This window comes from Paenibacillus sp. FSL K6-1230, from assembly GCF_038002385.1.
GTDB lineage: Bacteria > Bacillota > Bacilli > Paenibacillales > Paenibacillaceae > Paenibacillus > Paenibacillus massiliensis.
In genome coordinates this window covers 1,543,747-1,559,147 of the sequence record NZ_JBBOCK010000001.1, presented here as the reverse complement: position 1 = coordinate 1,559,147, position 15,401 = coordinate 1,543,747, and the positions used below count along the sequence as shown (strand labels likewise).

14 protein-coding genes are annotated in these 15,401 nt (G+C 48.0%); 6 read left to right on the top strand and 8 right to left on the bottom strand.

Annotation, left to right across the window (positions count from 1 at the left end):
- Positions 1–672: 672 nt before the first annotated feature.
- From MKX74_RS06825 to MKX74_RS06810, 4 genes are all read right to left on the bottom strand, one after another.
- Positions 673–1,635: a 4-hydroxy-3-methylbut-2-enyl diphosphate reductase gene (locus MKX74_RS06825; RefSeq protein ID WP_025680912.1), complete on the bottom strand. Its 963-nt coding sequence runs from the start codon at positions 1,633–1,635 to the stop codon at positions 673–675.
- A gap of 179 nt (positions 1,636–1,814) precedes the next feature.
- A complete protein-coding gene (locus tag MKX74_RS06820) occupies positions 1,815–3,293 on the bottom strand; it encodes a sensor histidine kinase (RefSeq protein WP_018887848.1) in 1,479 nt (492 codons plus the stop codon).
- A gap of 1 nt (position 3,294) precedes the next feature.
- Positions 3,295–3,984: a response regulator transcription factor gene (locus MKX74_RS06815; protein WP_025680910.1), complete on the bottom strand. Its 690-nt coding sequence runs from the start codon at positions 3,982–3,984 to the stop codon at positions 3,295–3,297.
- 116 nt (positions 3,985–4,100) lie between these two features.
- A complete protein-coding gene (locus tag MKX74_RS06810) occupies positions 4,101–5,714 on the bottom strand; it encodes a S1C family serine protease (protein ID WP_033413718.1) in 1,614 nt (537 codons plus the stop codon).
- A 204-nt stretch (positions 5,715–5,918) separates the two neighbouring features.
- Here MKX74_RS06810 and MKX74_RS06805 point away from each other — a divergent pair, with 204 nt between their 5' ends.
- Both MKX74_RS06805 and MKX74_RS06800 read left to right on the top strand, forming a co-directional pair.
- Positions 5,919–6,263 (top strand): helix-turn-helix domain-containing protein, encoded by a 345-nt coding sequence (locus MKX74_RS06805; protein WP_028592002.1) that lies wholly within the window; start codon positions 5,919–5,921, stop codon positions 6,261–6,263.
- A complete protein-coding gene (locus MKX74_RS06800; RefSeq protein WP_169445793.1) occupies positions 6,185–7,069 on the top strand; it encodes an IS3 family transposase in 885 nt (294 codons plus the stop codon). The genes MKX74_RS06805 and MKX74_RS06800 overlap by 79 nt, the downstream gene beginning before the upstream one ends.
- A gap of 126 nt (positions 7,070–7,195) precedes the next feature.
- On the opposite strand, the gene MKX74_RS06795 is transcribed toward MKX74_RS06800, so the two are convergent.
- From MKX74_RS06795 to MKX74_RS06780, 4 genes are all read right to left on the bottom strand, one after another.
- On the bottom strand, positions 7,196–7,471 hold the full coding sequence (locus MKX74_RS06795) for a hypothetical protein (RefSeq protein WP_018887845.1): 276 nt from the start codon (positions 7,469–7,471) through the stop codon (positions 7,196–7,198).
- A gap of 112 nt (positions 7,472–7,583) precedes the next feature.
- Positions 7,584–8,417, bottom strand: a complete 834-nt coding sequence (locus MKX74_RS06790) for a 3D domain-containing protein (RefSeq protein ID WP_018887844.1) — start codon at positions 8,415–8,417, stop codon at positions 7,584–7,586.
- 114 nt (positions 8,418–8,531) lie between these two features.
- Positions 8,532–10,469: a threonine--tRNA ligase gene (thrS, locus tag MKX74_RS06785; RefSeq protein ID WP_018887843.1), complete on the bottom strand. Its 1,938-nt coding sequence runs from the start codon at positions 10,467–10,469 to the stop codon at positions 8,532–8,534.
- A gap of 367 nt (positions 10,470–10,836) precedes the next feature.
- Positions 10,837–11,778, bottom strand: a complete 942-nt coding sequence (locus MKX74_RS06780) for a putative sporulation protein YtxC (protein ID WP_018887842.1) — start codon at positions 11,776–11,778, stop codon at positions 10,837–10,839.
- Positions 11,779–11,955: 177 nt separating this feature from the next.
- Between MKX74_RS06780 and MKX74_RS06775 the strand changes: the two genes are divergently transcribed.
- From MKX74_RS06775 to MKX74_RS06760, 4 genes are all read left to right on the top strand, one after another.
- Positions 11,956–12,318 (top strand): hypothetical protein, encoded by a 363-nt coding sequence (locus MKX74_RS06775; RefSeq protein ID WP_018887841.1) that lies wholly within the window; start codon positions 11,956–11,958, stop codon positions 12,316–12,318.
- A 158-nt stretch (positions 12,319–12,476) separates the two neighbouring features.
- Positions 12,477–12,974, top strand: a complete 498-nt coding sequence (locus tag MKX74_RS06770; protein ID WP_025680904.1) for a cation:proton antiporter regulatory subunit — start codon at positions 12,477–12,479, stop codon at positions 12,972–12,974.
- A complete protein-coding gene (locus MKX74_RS06765; RefSeq protein ID WP_341177880.1) occupies positions 12,975–14,195 on the top strand; it encodes a cation:proton antiporter in 1,221 nt (406 codons plus the stop codon).
- A gap of 35 nt (positions 14,196–14,230) precedes the next feature.
- The gene (locus MKX74_RS06760) at positions 14,231–15,154 is read left to right on the top strand and encodes a YitT family protein (protein WP_341177879.1); all 924 of its coding nucleotides are present in this window, start codon (positions 14,231–14,233) and stop codon (positions 15,152–15,154) included.
- Positions 15,155–15,401: the final 247 nt, after the last annotated feature.

Sequence of the window (15,401 nt, the reverse complement as noted above, 5' to 3'; positions counted from 1 at the left end):
GCGAATGCCAAGCTCCCATGATTTCCCTGGGACATTCGTACCTCAGATTTTGTCGAAAGCATATGAATGTGAACAAAACGTGAACACACCTGCATTTCAGGCTGCATGAAGTCTTCCATTTTAACGGATGTACGGTAAATTAGATGCTAGATGAGCGTTTATACGCTGTTTTCCGCTGTCGCACTCTACATGGGTGCGTGGATTGAAATGCGGAAGTTTGCGAAGTCGTTAATTTCGTATGAAGGTCGCACTCTACATGGGTGCGTGGATTGAAATCGGAAGAAATAGGAGCCGTTGATCCTGATTGACTCGTCGCACTCTACATGAGTGTGTGCTGTAAAATGAATTACACAATAATATTAGTCGGTGTCTTTGTGTCTTAGAACCTAACTACAAATGCCAAAAGCCCGCGATCCTGACGGATCACGGGCTTGTTTTTTATGCCACTCTTTATTCGAAAGCACGAGACATGCACCCACTATAGCGGAGGGTCGAAGGAATTCCGAAGAAACGTAGTGCTCGCCTTTAAAGTACAATTTCATCCGCTAATGCTCTTAGTTAATAAAAGAAATAGGACTTTAACAGCGATCGGAAGAAGCCTTCGAGCCCGCAGCGGTCTCCACCATCGAACATGTTACCAGCTAGCTACGCATGTCTGCGCCCCCATCACAATTATGTCGTGCTAGAGGCCTTGCTCTTATTTCTCACAGGCGGCAGAATCTTACTCTTATCAATGGTACGCTTGATCTCCCACGTCTCAGGCTTCTCGTGATCATACTGCTCCAAATACTGTACTACTTCCTTCGTAATCAGAGTCGGCGTGGACGCTCCAGAGGTCACAGCGACACGCTGGATCCCCTGCAGCCATTCCTGCTTCAGCTCAGTCACATCCGCGACTCGATATGCCTTCACTCCTGCAATCTCTTCCGATACTTGAGCTAGACGATTGGAGTTGTTGCTGCGCGGATCACCGACCACGATGACCAGTTCAGCCTGACCGGCTTGACCAGCGACGGCTTCCTGCCGAACCTGTGTAGCAAGGCAGATCTCGTTATGCACCTCGGCTATCGGGAATTTCTCCTGTAACTTGTTCATGATGGCCTTGATATCCCACTGACTCATGGTCGTCTGATTCGTGATGATAATTTTGTCAGCAGACAGCTCCAGCCCGGCGATCTCATCCTCTTTCTCGATCAGATGAACTCGATCTGGCGCAATGCCGATGGCGCCTTCCGGTTCGGGATGCCCTTTTTTGCCGACATAGATAATCTCATAGCCTTCTGCAACCTTCTCGCGAATCAGATCATGCGTCTTGGTCACATCAGGACAAGTGGCATCGACCGTAGTCAGGCCCTTCTCCTTGGCCAATCTTCGTACCTCCGGTGACACACCATGTGCCGTGAAGATGACCGTTCCCTGATCTACTTGCTCCAGAATTTCTAGTCGGTTAGGGCCATCCAGCGTAATGACTCCCTCCTCCTCGAACGAAGAGGTGACATGACTGTTATGAACAATCATACCAAGTATATAAATCGGACGCGGAAGATCAGGATTCTTCGCGGCCTGGCGAGCCATAACCATGGCATCAACCACACCGTAGCAATATCCGCGCGGCGAAATTTTGACGATCTCCAAGATAGCACCTGCTTTCTGACGGCCTCGTGTATACAGTCTAAGACTGTATAGCGCTATTTCCATAATGGCCGCTCTATGATAATTGCTGCAAGATGAGTCGTAAACATCCCTTGATCATCATCCACTAGCATACTTCCCTGCATCACATAATTGTGATAGAGCTCACGTCACATTATACCCTATTCGAGCGGGGCCGAAAAGCTGACTGGCAGCCAGATCATAAATGTCGTCCCTTCACCGCGTCGTGTCACGACCTCAACTGAGCCGCTATGCTCATCGATAATCCACTTGGCGATCGACAGTCCCAGTCCTATACCTTCCGTCACTCCTCTAGACTCATCGGCCCGATAAAAGCGATCAAAAATATAAGGAACCTCATTCTTATCCATCCCGATCCCGGTATCGCTAATCCGTAGACCGACCTGCCCCTGATACAATGCGACATCAAGGCTGACTCTGCCCTCCGGCGTATACTTGAATGCATTATCTATGAAGATGAATAGCATTTGCTGCAAATAATCCTTGCTCCCATCCGTATATACACCATTCAGCACAGACAGATCTCCTACACTCCACTCAGCGGTCCGGTCCATATACTGAGCGCGACGTGCCACCTCCTTTACTAGTGGCTCCAGCGCAGTAGGCTGCTTATCAATGACCTGGCCTGTATCAGCTCTGGCAAGCGACAGCATATCACTGACTAGGCGACTCATGCGCTTGCCTTCGTCCGCAATATCATTAATTGCCTCCATCGACAACTCCATTCGCATATGCTCATCCATGTCCGGTCGGTCGCTTTGCTCGGTGGTCCACATTTTCTGCAAAAATTCAATATTACCGCGGATCGTTGTCAATGGTGTCCGCAGCTCATGAGATGCATCTGCCACGAATCGGCGCTGGGCGGCATAAGAATCCTCCAGCTCTTTATAGAAGCCCTCTGTACGAGCTAACATACTGTTCACCGTTCCGATCAGCTGTCCGATCTCATCGGGTGGACCATCATACTCAATGCGTACACTAAGATCATCGCCAGATTGAATCTGGTTGGCCCCCTTGGTTACATTCACCAGAGGCTTCATGGACTTGGTCGCCAGGAACCAGCCCATGGTCGCTGCTGCAAATAACGCAACCAGTGATCCGTATACAAGCACATTTTCCAGTCTGGTCATCAGTCGATCCTGAGACCCCGTGAATTGAGCGATCTGCAGTAGACCTATCACTTGCTGATCTAGCACAATGGGCCTTTGATAGACCATGAAGGGATTGCTGCCTACGCTCACCTTCGTGAAGCCCTGCTCCTGAATCGCCTGCTCTGGTGTAGCTGGAACTGGCAGCTCCATCTGTAGCTCTACCAGATTGTTCGATTTCTTCAGTACATCAGAGGTATAATTATATATTTGCACATAAAGCTGGCTTCTTTCCACACTGGTACCGGTCAGTCTCAGATCCAGATTCGGCTCGGTTCCATGCAAAATACTGCCAGAGTTAATCGTCAGCTTCAGCTGTTCCCGGATGCGCGGTGTCTGCTCCAGGATCAGATTCTTCACTTCGTTGTAGGTATAGAAATTAACCAGAGCATATATAGCTATACCAAATACAAGTAATACAAAAGCAAGAATACTGGAATACCAGGCGGTTAACCGCCAGCGAATCGACATGCTATGAGTCACCTCTCAAGATGTAGCCAGCCCCACGAATGGTCTGAATAATACGCTTCCCACCATACTCCTCTGTCTTCTGACGCAGCATCGCAATGTACACTTCCAAAACATTGGATTCACCACTGTAATCGTACCCCCAGATTTTATCCATGATAAGATCACGAGACAGCACACGCTTCGGATTTTGCATGAATAAATGCAGCAATTCGAACTCCTTGGCCGTCAACTCCAGGCGATGTCCGCCCCGGACCACCTCACGGGAATCCATATCCAGCATCAAATCCTCGAACGTCAGCGCCTGCCCTGCACCCGACTGCTGTTCTGATTTGCGGCGTAGTAGTGCTCTTACACGGGCAAGTAACTCCTCCAGTGCGAAAGGCTTGACCAAATAATCGTCGGCCCCTGTGTCCAGTCCTTTCACCCGATTCTCTACCTCATCCTTGGCAGTCAGCATCAGGATTGGAACCGTACTCCCTGCTGCCCGAAGTCTTCGGCATACCTCAAAGCCATCAACCTGCGGCATCATGACATCCAGTACGAGTAGATCTGGCTCCTGCGATAGCATCTGGGTCAAGCCTTCTGCACCATTCGAGGCTGTCGTAACCTCATATCCATCAAAGGCAAGGCCCCGACGAAGCATGGACACAATTTTATCATCATCATCAATAATCAGTATTCTTGAACGCATCAACGATCGGACTCCTTCTTATCATAAGCTACATCTATTGTAGCAGGTTCATTATAAAAAAACGAAGCAAAGGAGATCCGTTGCCAAAAGCCCCTTTACTTCGCTTAACTCATGTTTTATGGCTGCTGTGTGCTGCCAGGTGTAGTCGTCTGATTCGTATTAAAATCATTCTTGTTGCCGATCTTCACCGGCAAGTCGATCTTCTTACCGAAGCGTTCGATATTCAATGTAATGGTCGATCCTACGGATTGCTTCTGAATAAAGTCGATCAGCTCTTGCGTCGTTGCATACTTCGTTCCATTAGCCCCGATGATGATATCATACGAACGCAGGTCCGCTTGATAGGCGGGTGATCTGTAAATGACCTCTCCCACGACAGAGCCTTCTGTCAGGGAAGTATCCATTTCCTTAGCCACCTCAGGTGTCAGATTCATCAATGTAGCGCCAATGAACGGCACAGGCTCTTTCGGAATCTCCTGATTGTTCTTCAGCTTCTCCACGACGGACTTGATCGTATTGGATGGGATGGCGAAGCCAATACCCTGTGCATCCGCACTAACGGCTACGTTCATGCCAATGACTTGCCCCTGCAAGTTCAAGAGCGGACCACCAGAGTTACCTGGGTTGATGGAGGCATCTGTCTGTATCAGATTCTTATACTGCGTTGGGCGTCCAGTAGATTGGTCGTTGATCGTAATGGTACGTCCTGTCGCACTAAGAACTCCTGCAGTAACGGAATGCTCGAAGCCCTCGGGATTACCGATCGCAACCATCCATTCCCCTACCTGTGCCTGATCCGAATCACCAAGCTGGACGGTCGGGAAGTTGTCCCCTTCAATCTTCAATACAGCAAGATCCAGGTCAGCACTGCTGCCGAGTACCTTCGCCTCGAAAGGCTTGTTGTTGTTCTCCAGTGTTACTTGTACTACATCTGCTCCATCAATTACGTGATTGTTGGTCAGAATATAGCCTGTTTTATCGAAAATAAAACCTGAGCCAATTCCCAGCGGGGTCAGTTGGCCATTGCCAGAGTTGGAGTTATTCTGGCTGTTGCTCCCTCCCTGATCTCCAAAGAAATATTGATAGAGCGGATCATTAAAGTAGGGGCTGCTCTGGCGGCTGCGACCACTGGACTGCTTAACAAGTGTCTCAATCTTCACGACCGCTGGACTGGCTGTCTTCACGACGGATTGTACATCCGCTGCCCCGGCTGGCAATGACGCTGTCACTGCATTGGAGCTGTTGCCATTGTTGCTTGAGCCCGATGACTGCTCCTGCTGAACAGCCGGTGCGAGAGCACTCTTGCCTGTGAACAGATTCGTTACATCTGATGTATACATCAGCGCGGTAATGACAAGCGCTCCAGCCATGAACGAGAGAAACATCGACTTGAAGGATGAGCCTGATTTAGGTTGCTTGCTCTGCTTGAAATTCCAATTCCCTTCTCCACGACCATTACCTTCAGGGCGGCCTTGGCTGGATGAATGGGATGAATCACGATAGCCTAATGGAATCGGCTTGATCGGATCTGGTGGGGTCATCTGAACCTCCTCCCGACGGGGCGCATCTGCCTCGGATGAACCAGAACGCTGATCATTGGAATTCATGGATGAGAACGGACCATATGAATAATAGTAGGAAGAGTCATTTTTTCGCTCATTCGATCCATTCCTCTGATCATCCTGCTCTCCGTACCGGGAATTCGAGTTTTTGTTTTTGTAATCGTCCATCATGTATCTCCTCCTCAACCCTTAGAATCAAGGTGTTTGTTAACTGTTTTTATTTTGTACCTTAAACCTTAATTGCACATTAAAAACATTATAAAAGTTGATAAAAGCTAAAAACCCCCGGTCTATATTGAAGTGCACCCCTTAGAATAGACATTGGAAAAACCCCTTGGTTTAACCGATGAATTTCTAGGGGGTGCATTTTTAATGGCTATTAAAGGTCAAAAGTTTAAGACGTATTCCGAGGAACTCAAGGTGGAGGCAATTCGCCTGCACGTAGAGGAAAAGTGGACGTATCGGCAGATCAACGATCATTTCGGAATCCAAGATCAGGGTCGGATGAAGCGTTGGATGCGAAAATACCGTGAGAAAGGTGAGTTTGGTCTATTGGATCAACGAGGAAGGCGGAAAGAATATTTAGATCAGGAGCGATATGTTCAGCAGTTGAAACGGGAGAATACGATGCTAAAAAAGTGTTTGGAAATCTGGATGCGGGAGGGAAAGAACAGCGCTTCAAGCTCATTGAGCAAGCAGCGGACATCGGCCAAGTAGCTGAATACTGCCAACTCCTTGGCGTCTCTAGAAGTGGTTACTACGCATATTTGAAGCGGAAGAACAACGACCCAGACGCCGGTGCTAAACGACTCATCCGCACGGTGTATAAACGCTACGAAGGAAGGTATGGCTACCGGCAGATCCAGCTGTTCTTGTGGCAGGATGAAGGTGTATGGATGAATCACAAAAAGGTGCTGCGCCTTATGCAAAAGCTCGGTCTTCAAGCCAGCATTCGCCGGAAACGTCGATTTAATATGACATACCAGGCTGCCGAGCGTGTAGCTGATAATCTGCTTAAGCGAAATTTCACAGCCGAAAAACCAAGCCAGAAATGGGTGACGGATGTGACTCAATACCGGGTAGGCGAACGCTGGTTGTATCTCTCAGCAGTCAAAGACCTATTCAATAACGAGATTGTGGCCTACCAACTTAGCGAACGTAACGACAATGAGCTGGTCCTCCAGACCTTTGCCAAGGCATTTGCAAAGCAAAAAGACGTGACCGGATTGGTCGTTCACAGCGACCAAGGGTTCCAGTACACGTCTCATGCTTACCACGACATGCTGCCAAAGGTTGGCGCCCAAATCAGCATGTCTCGCCGGGGCAATTGCCTAGACAACGCCTCCATGGAGAGTTTCTTCTCGCATCTCAAAACGGAAGGACTCTATCCCTATGATATACGAAATCTGGCAGAGGCACAAAGACGAATTGAGAAATACATACGTTTTTACAACCGAAGACGACCACAGCGTAAATTAAACAAACTGACGCCGGTAGAGTACCGACGCCAGTTTCTAGCTTAGGTGTTTTTTCAATGTCCACTAAATGGGGTCTTGACCATATAGACCGAGGGCTTGCTATTCTTCATATGCACATTGCAAAAGTCAGCTTCGCAATACTAAGCTGTCCTTGCTATCGCGTCCTTGCAATTATTGTTGATTTGTGGAGCCAGATCCGAATTTTTCGTTCGGTGTCTTATAGTTGTCCTGTACTTTTTGGCGCTGGGAACCTTGTACTTTTTTGTTGACGCCAGCAGCTGTATCAGCACCAAATTCTGCATCATACTTTTCATTTGGTGTCTGATAATTGTCTTGCACTTTGTTTTGTTGAGCTTGTTTTACTTTTTGAGCAACCTGTTGCGTGTCCTGACCAAATTCCGTACCTTGTGCACCAAGACCCGCTTTAGACGGCTGTTTGTTGTTCACGATAATTCCTCCTGTATAATGAGTTTGGGAACTTGTCTGTCCCGCACATATTATGTGAAGGCGACTCCTACATTATTCAGGTGATCCCAGCCAGCGTTGCCTGTGTGCTTCATTAAAGAGACTCGTCAAGCATGGATTCAGGTATCATCTTGTGCACCTGGATGGCCTTCTTGAATTCCGCCATCATTTGCTCAGTGCAGCGGCCACCTCCCCGCTTGATGATCTGGACCTCGACGTCTTTTTTACCCCATTCCTCATAGACCTGCTTGGTCGTGGCAAAATACAAATCAATCTTGCGCCCTTTGATTGCCGAGCCCGTATCTGCAACAATTCCATAGCCGTATCCCGGAATATACAAAATGCTCCCAAGCGGGAATGTACGTGGATCGGCTGCTATCGTAGACAACGTATTCTTGTCCCTTGTAACCTTTACTCCTGAATAAGTAATGCCATATTGCGGATGATTAGGACGTTTGCCTGTAGATTCGAAGCCAGCCGTATAACCAGTGGCCGTCACCTTCATAGTCGTTATGACCTGCTCTGCAGTTGGTGCCAGAACGGGTACGGAATTAAGCTCCAGGTTATCAGGCTTTCGTATGGTCCTTGCCTCAGGTCGGCGGATTGGCTTACCATGCAGTTCTGTCATCCAACCTACACCACCGCCTTCGTTTGGATGAAGCATACTCATCATTCCCTGAGTCAGGCCTCCCCATAGTCCTGCATATGCAGGAGTTGGTGCCTGAAAGTCTTCCCACGACAGGCTTGCTTCCTCCTGCCAATATGCGTGATACGAAGTACTATATGGATCATACTCTACTAAGGCTCCTGTAGACTGAACTTGTAGCGCAGATGGCTGCTCAAAAGCATGGGCCTCCGTTATCGGTAACATAAGCAAAGCCCACAACATAACGACAAAAATCCTTTGCCGCAAAATCACTGATTTCATTCAAAAACCTCCCCTTGTTCCAAAGGTTTTCCAGAAATCAGCCAAAATATACGGCAAAGGATATATTAGCCATCACATATTGTGCAAGTTTAATAGTCTTTTAAGGGCTTGAGACTAGATCGTCTTGGAGTCAATTTGCTCCTTCAGAATAGCAATCAGCTCATCCAGTGGCTTCACGCCAAGGTCACCCTCGCCACGCTTACGTACGGATACGGACTTATCGTTCTTCTCATTCTCACCAACTACGAGCATATAAGGAATCTTCTCAAGCTGGGCTTCACGAATCTTGTAGCCGAGCTTCTCATTGCGCAGATCCTCATCCACTGCCACTCCAGCCAGACGCAGCTTGTCAGCCACTTCCTTGGCATAGTCATCATAGTTCGTGGAGACTGGAATAATTTTGGCTTGTACCGGTGACAGCCACAGCGGCAGGTTGCCCGCGAAATTCTCCAGCAGGAAGGCAGTAAAGCGCTCCATTGTACCCAGAATACCGCGATGCAGCACGACTGGACGGTGTTTTTGCCCATCCTCGCCTACATACTCCAGCTCGAAGCGCTCTGGCAGCAGGAAGTCGATCTGAACCGTCGAGAGCGTCTCTTCTTTACCAAGAGCCGTCTTGACCTGTACATCTAGCTTAGGACCATAGAAGGCTGCTTCTCCCTCAGCTTCGAAGAACGGCAGTCCTGTCTCTTCAACAACCTCACGCAGCATGCTTTGTGCCGTGTTCCACATTTCATCATTATCGAAGTACTTCTCGGTATCCTGCGGGTCACGATAGGACAGGCGGAAGCGATAATCGTGAATGCCGAAATCCTTGTAAGCAATCATGATCAGATCAATTACCCGTTTGAATTCGTCCTTGATCTGATCCAGACGTACGAAGAGGTGAGCATCATTCAGAGTCATGGCGCGCACCCGATGCAGACCTGTCAGTGCACCGGACATCTCGTAGCGATGCATTGTACCAAGCTCCGCAATACGAATCGGTAGATCACGATAACTGTGCATCTCACTCTTGTATACCATCATGTGGTGAGGACAGTTCATCGGGCGTAATACCAGCGACTCGTTATCCATTTCCATGACTGGGAACATATCCTCCTGATAATGCTCCCAGTGTCCCGAGGTCTTGTACAGCTCCACATTTCCCAGTACAGGAGTGTATACGTGCTGATAGCCAAGCTTCTCCTCCAGATCTACGATATAACGCTCCAGCGTCCGGCGCAGCTTGGCACCGTTCGGCAGCCAGATTGGAAGACCTTGTCCAACAAGCTGTGAGAAATTGAACATCCCGAGCTCTTTCCCCAGCTTACGGTGATCCCGCTTTTTGGCTTCCTCCAGAAAATGCAGATGCTCATCCAGCTGAGCCTTCTTCACGAACGCAGTTCCATATACCCGTTGTAGCATCTTGTTCTTGCTGTCTCCACGCCAGTAAGCTCCAGCGACATTCATCAGCTTGAATACCTTCAGCTTGCTGGTAGAAGGCACATGGGGGCCGCGGCACAAGTCAACGAACTCACCTTGTTCATACAGGCTAATAATGCTGTCCTCAGGCAGGTCACGAATCAACTCCAGCTTATACGGATCGCCCATTTCGCCGAACAAGGCCAGAGCTTCCTCACGGCTAACTTCCTTACGCACGATTGGCAGATTCTCATTTACGATGCGTTCCATTTCCTTCTCGATCTTCTGCAGATCCTCCGGATTCAGGGAATGCTCAAGGTCCATATCGTAATAGAAGCCATCCTCAATGACAGGCCCTACCCCTAGATGAACCTCATTTTTTCCGAATAATCTCTTCACGGCTTGTGCCAGCAAATGAGCGGTACTGTGGCGAATAACCTCCAGTCCCTCTGGAGCATCCTGAGTCACAATCTCAATCTGTGCTCCCTCTGTCAGCTTGGTGGACAGATCCACCACGATTCCGTTCAGCTTGCCCGCTACAGCGTTCTTACGCAGACCGCTGCTAATGGAAGCCGCCACATCCTCAATACTGCTACCTTCTGCATATTCCCGAACAGAGCCGTCCGGCAAATGAATACTTACTGCCATGTTGTGCTTCCTCCTCATTGTTAATAACAGGTTCGCCCGGGACGCCCGGTTCTTATTTGTATACACAAAAAACACCCGTCCCGGTATCAAGGGACGAGTGTGTGCTCGTGGTTCCACCCTAATTTGGCTGATTTATGCGTCCAATCCAGTAAGTCACTACTAGACCAGCATGCTGCATTCAGCCCTCAATTGGCATCCTGTAACGGGGACGACTCGTCTGCTCCTAGACATCGGATTAGTTACAGCCGATTTTCAGAACAGCAGCTATGAAGGGGTCAATCAAAGGTGGGCTCGTAAGGAAATTTCAGCCTGAGTTTCCTCTCTCTGGGACGTCCAGTCCATGATTGCTGTCTTCATCATCGCTTTTTCAACAGTTATTATAATTGCCCCATTCTTTTCCGTCAAGATGAAGTTCGTAATCCACGGCATAGTCAAGCCCATCCTTGTGCATATCGGCTTTTTCGTATATCTCCACCTTATTCTCAAAGATGTTCAGCACCGTCTGAATGATAGCTGCACCCGGCTCGTCTGTATACAGCAGAATTCGGGCAGGCGAGATCGATATCAGGCTGCTGACGATCATCTCTTCCATTCCGATCCCAAGCTCCATCTCCGGAAGCTCTACGATGATATCATGGGCAGGCTCCATGCTCACAGGCTCCATCTTGGCATCAAGTATGGTGAATTGGCTGGCTCCCTGATGAATCACATGCACCAGCGGAATCATGCTTTCCTGGAAAAAGACGAAATACTTGAGTAAGCCCATAAATTCCTCATACTGACGATCCGCCCAAAATTCTTCCAGTGAAAAGTCCACAAGGTCTTGAAGAGCTAGCTTGTATGCCTGTAGTCGAAAGCGAAGTAATCCCTTAAGATGCAATTCAGCATTCTCTCTCAGAGCAGATTCTACACCTAACATCAAAAAATGATGACGCTTTTGGCTCATTTCGTTCGTATGATGAAGAAGAGACATACAGTGCTGCTCAATCCTTACGTACTCTTCCTCTTCAAGTCCAGCTTGCTGATTGCGAATCAAGCTTGACACCACAGGTCGCTCCAGCGAGTACTCCATATAATCAGCAAGCAGGCTCGACAAAGCACGAATGAGGCGGGGCAAGCAGGTTAACGAAGATATGGCCGGGTTCGCACTGCTGCATCTCCATACGGCACTATCCTGATTTCGGTTGTAGGAGAACAGCAACTCCTGACCAGGAATATGTAATTCCTTCAGTCGGCCGCGAATCATTTGGTAAAATTGCTCTGCATCCTCAGGGCCTTGGATATCCGTCCAGATCGAGAAAAGCTCCATATGCTCACCCCTTTCATTTTCTGGTTACAGTATATGGTGAGGAAGTGGCGGTTATACGAGGTAGACTGCTGGAAGAGCGGTTATGAATTGAATAAACCTAAATATTTATGGTAAAGTTAAAGTAAGCGTTCCTAGCTATTTGTCTTTATTTGAATTTTTCACAAAAGGAGGGGGAGTATGATGATTCGTTGGCGTATATCGTTATTTGTTCTTTTGAGTGTAGTCCTGACTCTGTCATTTCCCGCTCCTTTCACAGCTCAGCACAATGAAACCCAGGAACTTGTGGAGGCTACAGATATTTCACGAAATGAGCAGCGTGAGACGCATCAGCGTCCTGTCGTTCGTACACCCTCTCATACAGTGTCCATCATCAAGAATATATCGCAAGCCAGCCCATTATTTATCATCATGACTTGGTTATGTCTGTTTACGATTCCCAGACCTTATTTACCTTTTATTCCGATTATTTCGATTAGGAAAAAGCTTGATTTTCTTCAGCCTATAAAATACACGTCTAAGTTCGTGGCGGCTATGGCATAGCCGTACTTAATTTGTCGGTTCAGGAGCTTGACAGTCGTGTAATACATTACTGAATTCAATGTACCACTTCATTTATTTACTACTGATATGACGTCAAGTATGGCTTATTATTCATTGTTCCAACAACTAACATCACTCTCTAGGAGGCACATTTTATAATGGATATTCGTGAAACTATTTTGCCCGGAATCGGAATGAAGTATCAGTTGGATGGGGCTAGTGGCGACCGGATTGTCGTGATCATTCACGATGACGGAAGACGAGAGCTGTATCACTTCGAATACGAGGATTTGGAGAAAAGCATCTCCATGATTACACTTGAGGACCAAGAGGCCCGTCACCTTGCAGCCATCATAGGTGGCATGACTTATAAGCCAAAGCAACTTGAAAGTGTCGAGATGGCCTTTAACGATCTGATTATTGAATGGTATAAAATTGAACCACAATACGCTTCTGCTGGTAAATCGATCGGGGAGCTGAACGTTCGTCAGAACTCTGGTGTATCTGTCATTGTCGTGATGGAGGATCAGAAGACCAAGCACATCAATCCGGGACCGGATACGGTACTGAAAGCCAATTCTACAGTACTTGCGGTGGGCGAACGGGATCAGCAGAAGCGCTTCAAACAAATTCTAATAAGTGGAGCGGGTGATTGAATGGACCATCTGATATTTGAAGTTGGTCTAGCGCTGGCGTTGATAGCGGCATCCGGTCTGCTCGCTGCCAAGCTGCGCTTCTCTGTAATTCCGTTTTATATCCTCATTGGAATGGCTGTCGGTCCCCATGCCATGCAAATCTGGCATCTTGACTTCAGATTCATTGAAAGCGAGCCCTTCATTGCGTTCATGGGCCGTATAGGTATATTGTTCCTGTTGTTCTATCTTGGATTGGAATTCTCGGTGGGACGTCTGATCAAGTCCGGACGTTCCATCGCCGTTGGCGGTACGATCTACATTGCCATTAACTTTACTCTAGGGCTGGCACTGGGCTTTGTAACAGGGTTCCCTGTTGCTGAAACCCTCGTTATTGCTGGTATTACCACGATTTCCTCCAGTGCGATTGCTGCCAAGGTATTGGTTGACCTTAAGCGAACCGCGAATCCTGAGACTGAGATGATTCTAGGTATTATCATGTTCGAGGATGTATTCCTCGCCGTGTATATCTCCATTCTTTCCGGGCTCGTTCTGAGTAACTCCTCATCACTTGGGGGTGTGCTCCTATCCGCATCGATTGCCCTCGGCTTCATGCTTACACTGATTATCATCGGACGTAAGGCTGTTCCTCTGCTGAATAAAGTCCTGAATATTCGGTCCAATGAATTGTTCTTGCTCGTTATTTTCGGTGTACTCTTCCTCGTGGCAGGCTTCTCTGAGACTATTCATGTCGCAGAAGCTATAGGTGCATTGCTCGTAGGACTGGTACTTGCCGAGACAGAGCATGCCAAGCGAATCGAGCATCTCATTATTCCATTTCGCGATTTCTTCGGTGCTGTGTTCTTCTTCAGCTTCGGACTATCCATTGATCCTCTCTCACTCGGAGGAACCGCCGTTTGGCTTGCACTTGCAGCTGTAGTCGTTACACTGTTCGGAAACTTTACAGCCGGCATGCTGGCTGGACGAACGGCTGCTCTGTCGCCACTAGCCTCGGCAAACATAGGGTTGACCGTTGTAGCTCGCGGTGAATTCTCGATTATTATGGCTAATCTGGGACGTGAAGGTGGGCTTCTGGCCATTTTGCAGCCATTTGCTGCCATATATGTACTAATCCTTGCCATTATGGCACCAATATTGACCAAACAGTCAAAATCAATATTCAATGTCCTTAATAAAGTATTCCGATTCAAGGATCATCGGCCCAAGCGACAGGAAAGGGCCTGATCAGAACCCATCATATTTAACGGGGAGGTAAGGCTATGAAGCATCCTCCTGGGAAAGACGTCGAAGCTTCGTCGAAGTTTACCTCGTCATCCCTGAATCCGTATCCGTTACTGTATGCTATTGTTGGTGGAATTCTCGCTTCTGTCGGTCTGGAGCTATTCCTGCATCCGAATCAGATTGTAGTAGGCGGGATGACAGGTGTCTCCGCATTAATGTCACATGCTGCAGAAGTGAAGCTTGGATTATTTTTATTACTGTTGAATGTACCTCTTGTTAGTCTGTATCTGTACTTTGTTCGCAAATCCGGACCTTGGTATGCCTTTCCGGGATTGCTTGCCTTTGCAGGAACAGCGCTCCTGCTGGAGCCTGTCCCTGCCTTGAGTGAGCATACGATTATCGCTGCAGTCGTGGGCGGGATCACCCTTGGCTTTGGCGCTGGTCTTGTAGCACGTTCAGGAGGACTGCTGGATGCCTTGGAGTTGCGAGATGCTGAATTCCGTAGCAGCAGCCGGCTGATTATACTACATAAGAGTCTATCTATGGAGCAAATCGCGGCCCTGTTTCAAATTCTCGTACTTTCGGCAGCTGGCCTCATGCTGGGCTGGGAGCAGGCCTTATACTCAGCCGTTGCTTGTCTGGCTGCCTTTGAGACGGCCCGATTCATGTTAACTGGTCTATACCGTCACATGTATGTCAGAACTGCAGCTGCGACTGATACGAAGGCAGTGCTGCAAAGGATGCTGCATCTGGTTCCCGTTCCTTCCCTCCCAGCAAGTGACAAGACGGCTCTGATCCAGGATCAGGAGCAGCATAACAGCGAATATGCTTCTTCTGGAGGCGAAAGCAACAGTATTGTCTATAGGGTGCATGTTCTGGATTTGCCACGCTTCAGGGCAATGATTCGTGACCTGGACCCAGGTGCGGATATCGTTTTTGTGAGAAAGGCAGAACGATCATAGCAATTTTTCACCGGGTGAATCAATTTCATATACCTTTAGCTGCTTCAATCAGAACTAGATATAGATCAAAAAAAGGTTTAATTTTGTCTATATCTAGTTACAAAAATCAATGTTGAATGAGTTAAGAAATTGATTTGGGTACAGAATAATAGCTGTTCTTGAGTAATTGTAATGAAAGCTTAAGTGTACGGAAGCTTAATATTAGAACACAAAAAGGCTTGTGCAGTAAGATGAATGATGATCGTCA

Bases quoted from the DNA above. Each gene is read 5' to 3' on its own strand.
- MKX74_RS06820 (WP_018887848.1), bottom strand. From the start codon at position 3,293: ATGTCGATTCGCTGGCGGTTAACCGCCTGGTATTCCAGTATTCTTGCT.
- MKX74_RS06815 (WP_025680910.1), bottom strand. From the start codon at position 3,984: ATGCGTTCAAGAATACTGATTATTGATGATGATGATAAAATTGTGTCC.
- MKX74_RS06810 (WP_033413718.1), bottom strand. From the start codon at position 5,714: ATGGACGATTACAAAAACAAAAACTCGAATTCCCGGTACGGAGAGCAG.
- MKX74_RS06805 (WP_028592002.1), top strand. From the start codon at position 5,919: ATGGCTATTAAAGGTCAAAAGTTTAAGACGTATTCCGAGGAACTCAAG.
- MKX74_RS06790 (WP_018887844.1), bottom strand. From the start codon at position 8,417: ATGAAATCAGTGATTTTGCGGCAAAGGATTTTTGTCGTTATGTTGTGG.
- thrS (WP_018887843.1), bottom strand. From the start codon at position 10,469: ATGGCAGTAAGTATTCATTTGCCGGACGGCTCTGTTCGGGAATATGCA.
- MKX74_RS06780 (WP_018887842.1), bottom strand. From the start codon at position 11,778: ATGGAGCTTTTCTCGATCTGGACGGATATCCAAGGCCCTGAGGATGCA.
- MKX74_RS06775 (WP_018887841.1), top strand. From the start codon at position 11,956: ATGATGATTCGTTGGCGTATATCGTTATTTGTTCTTTTGAGTGTAGTC.
- MKX74_RS06770 (WP_025680904.1), top strand. From the start codon at position 12,477: ATGGATATTCGTGAAACTATTTTGCCCGGAATCGGAATGAAGTATCAG.
- MKX74_RS06765 (WP_341177880.1), top strand. From the start codon at position 12,975: ATGGACCATCTGATATTTGAAGTTGGTCTAGCGCTGGCGTTGATAGCG.
- MKX74_RS06760 (WP_341177879.1), top strand. From the start codon at position 14,231: ATGAAGCATCCTCCTGGGAAAGACGTCGAAGCTTCGTCGAAGTTTACC.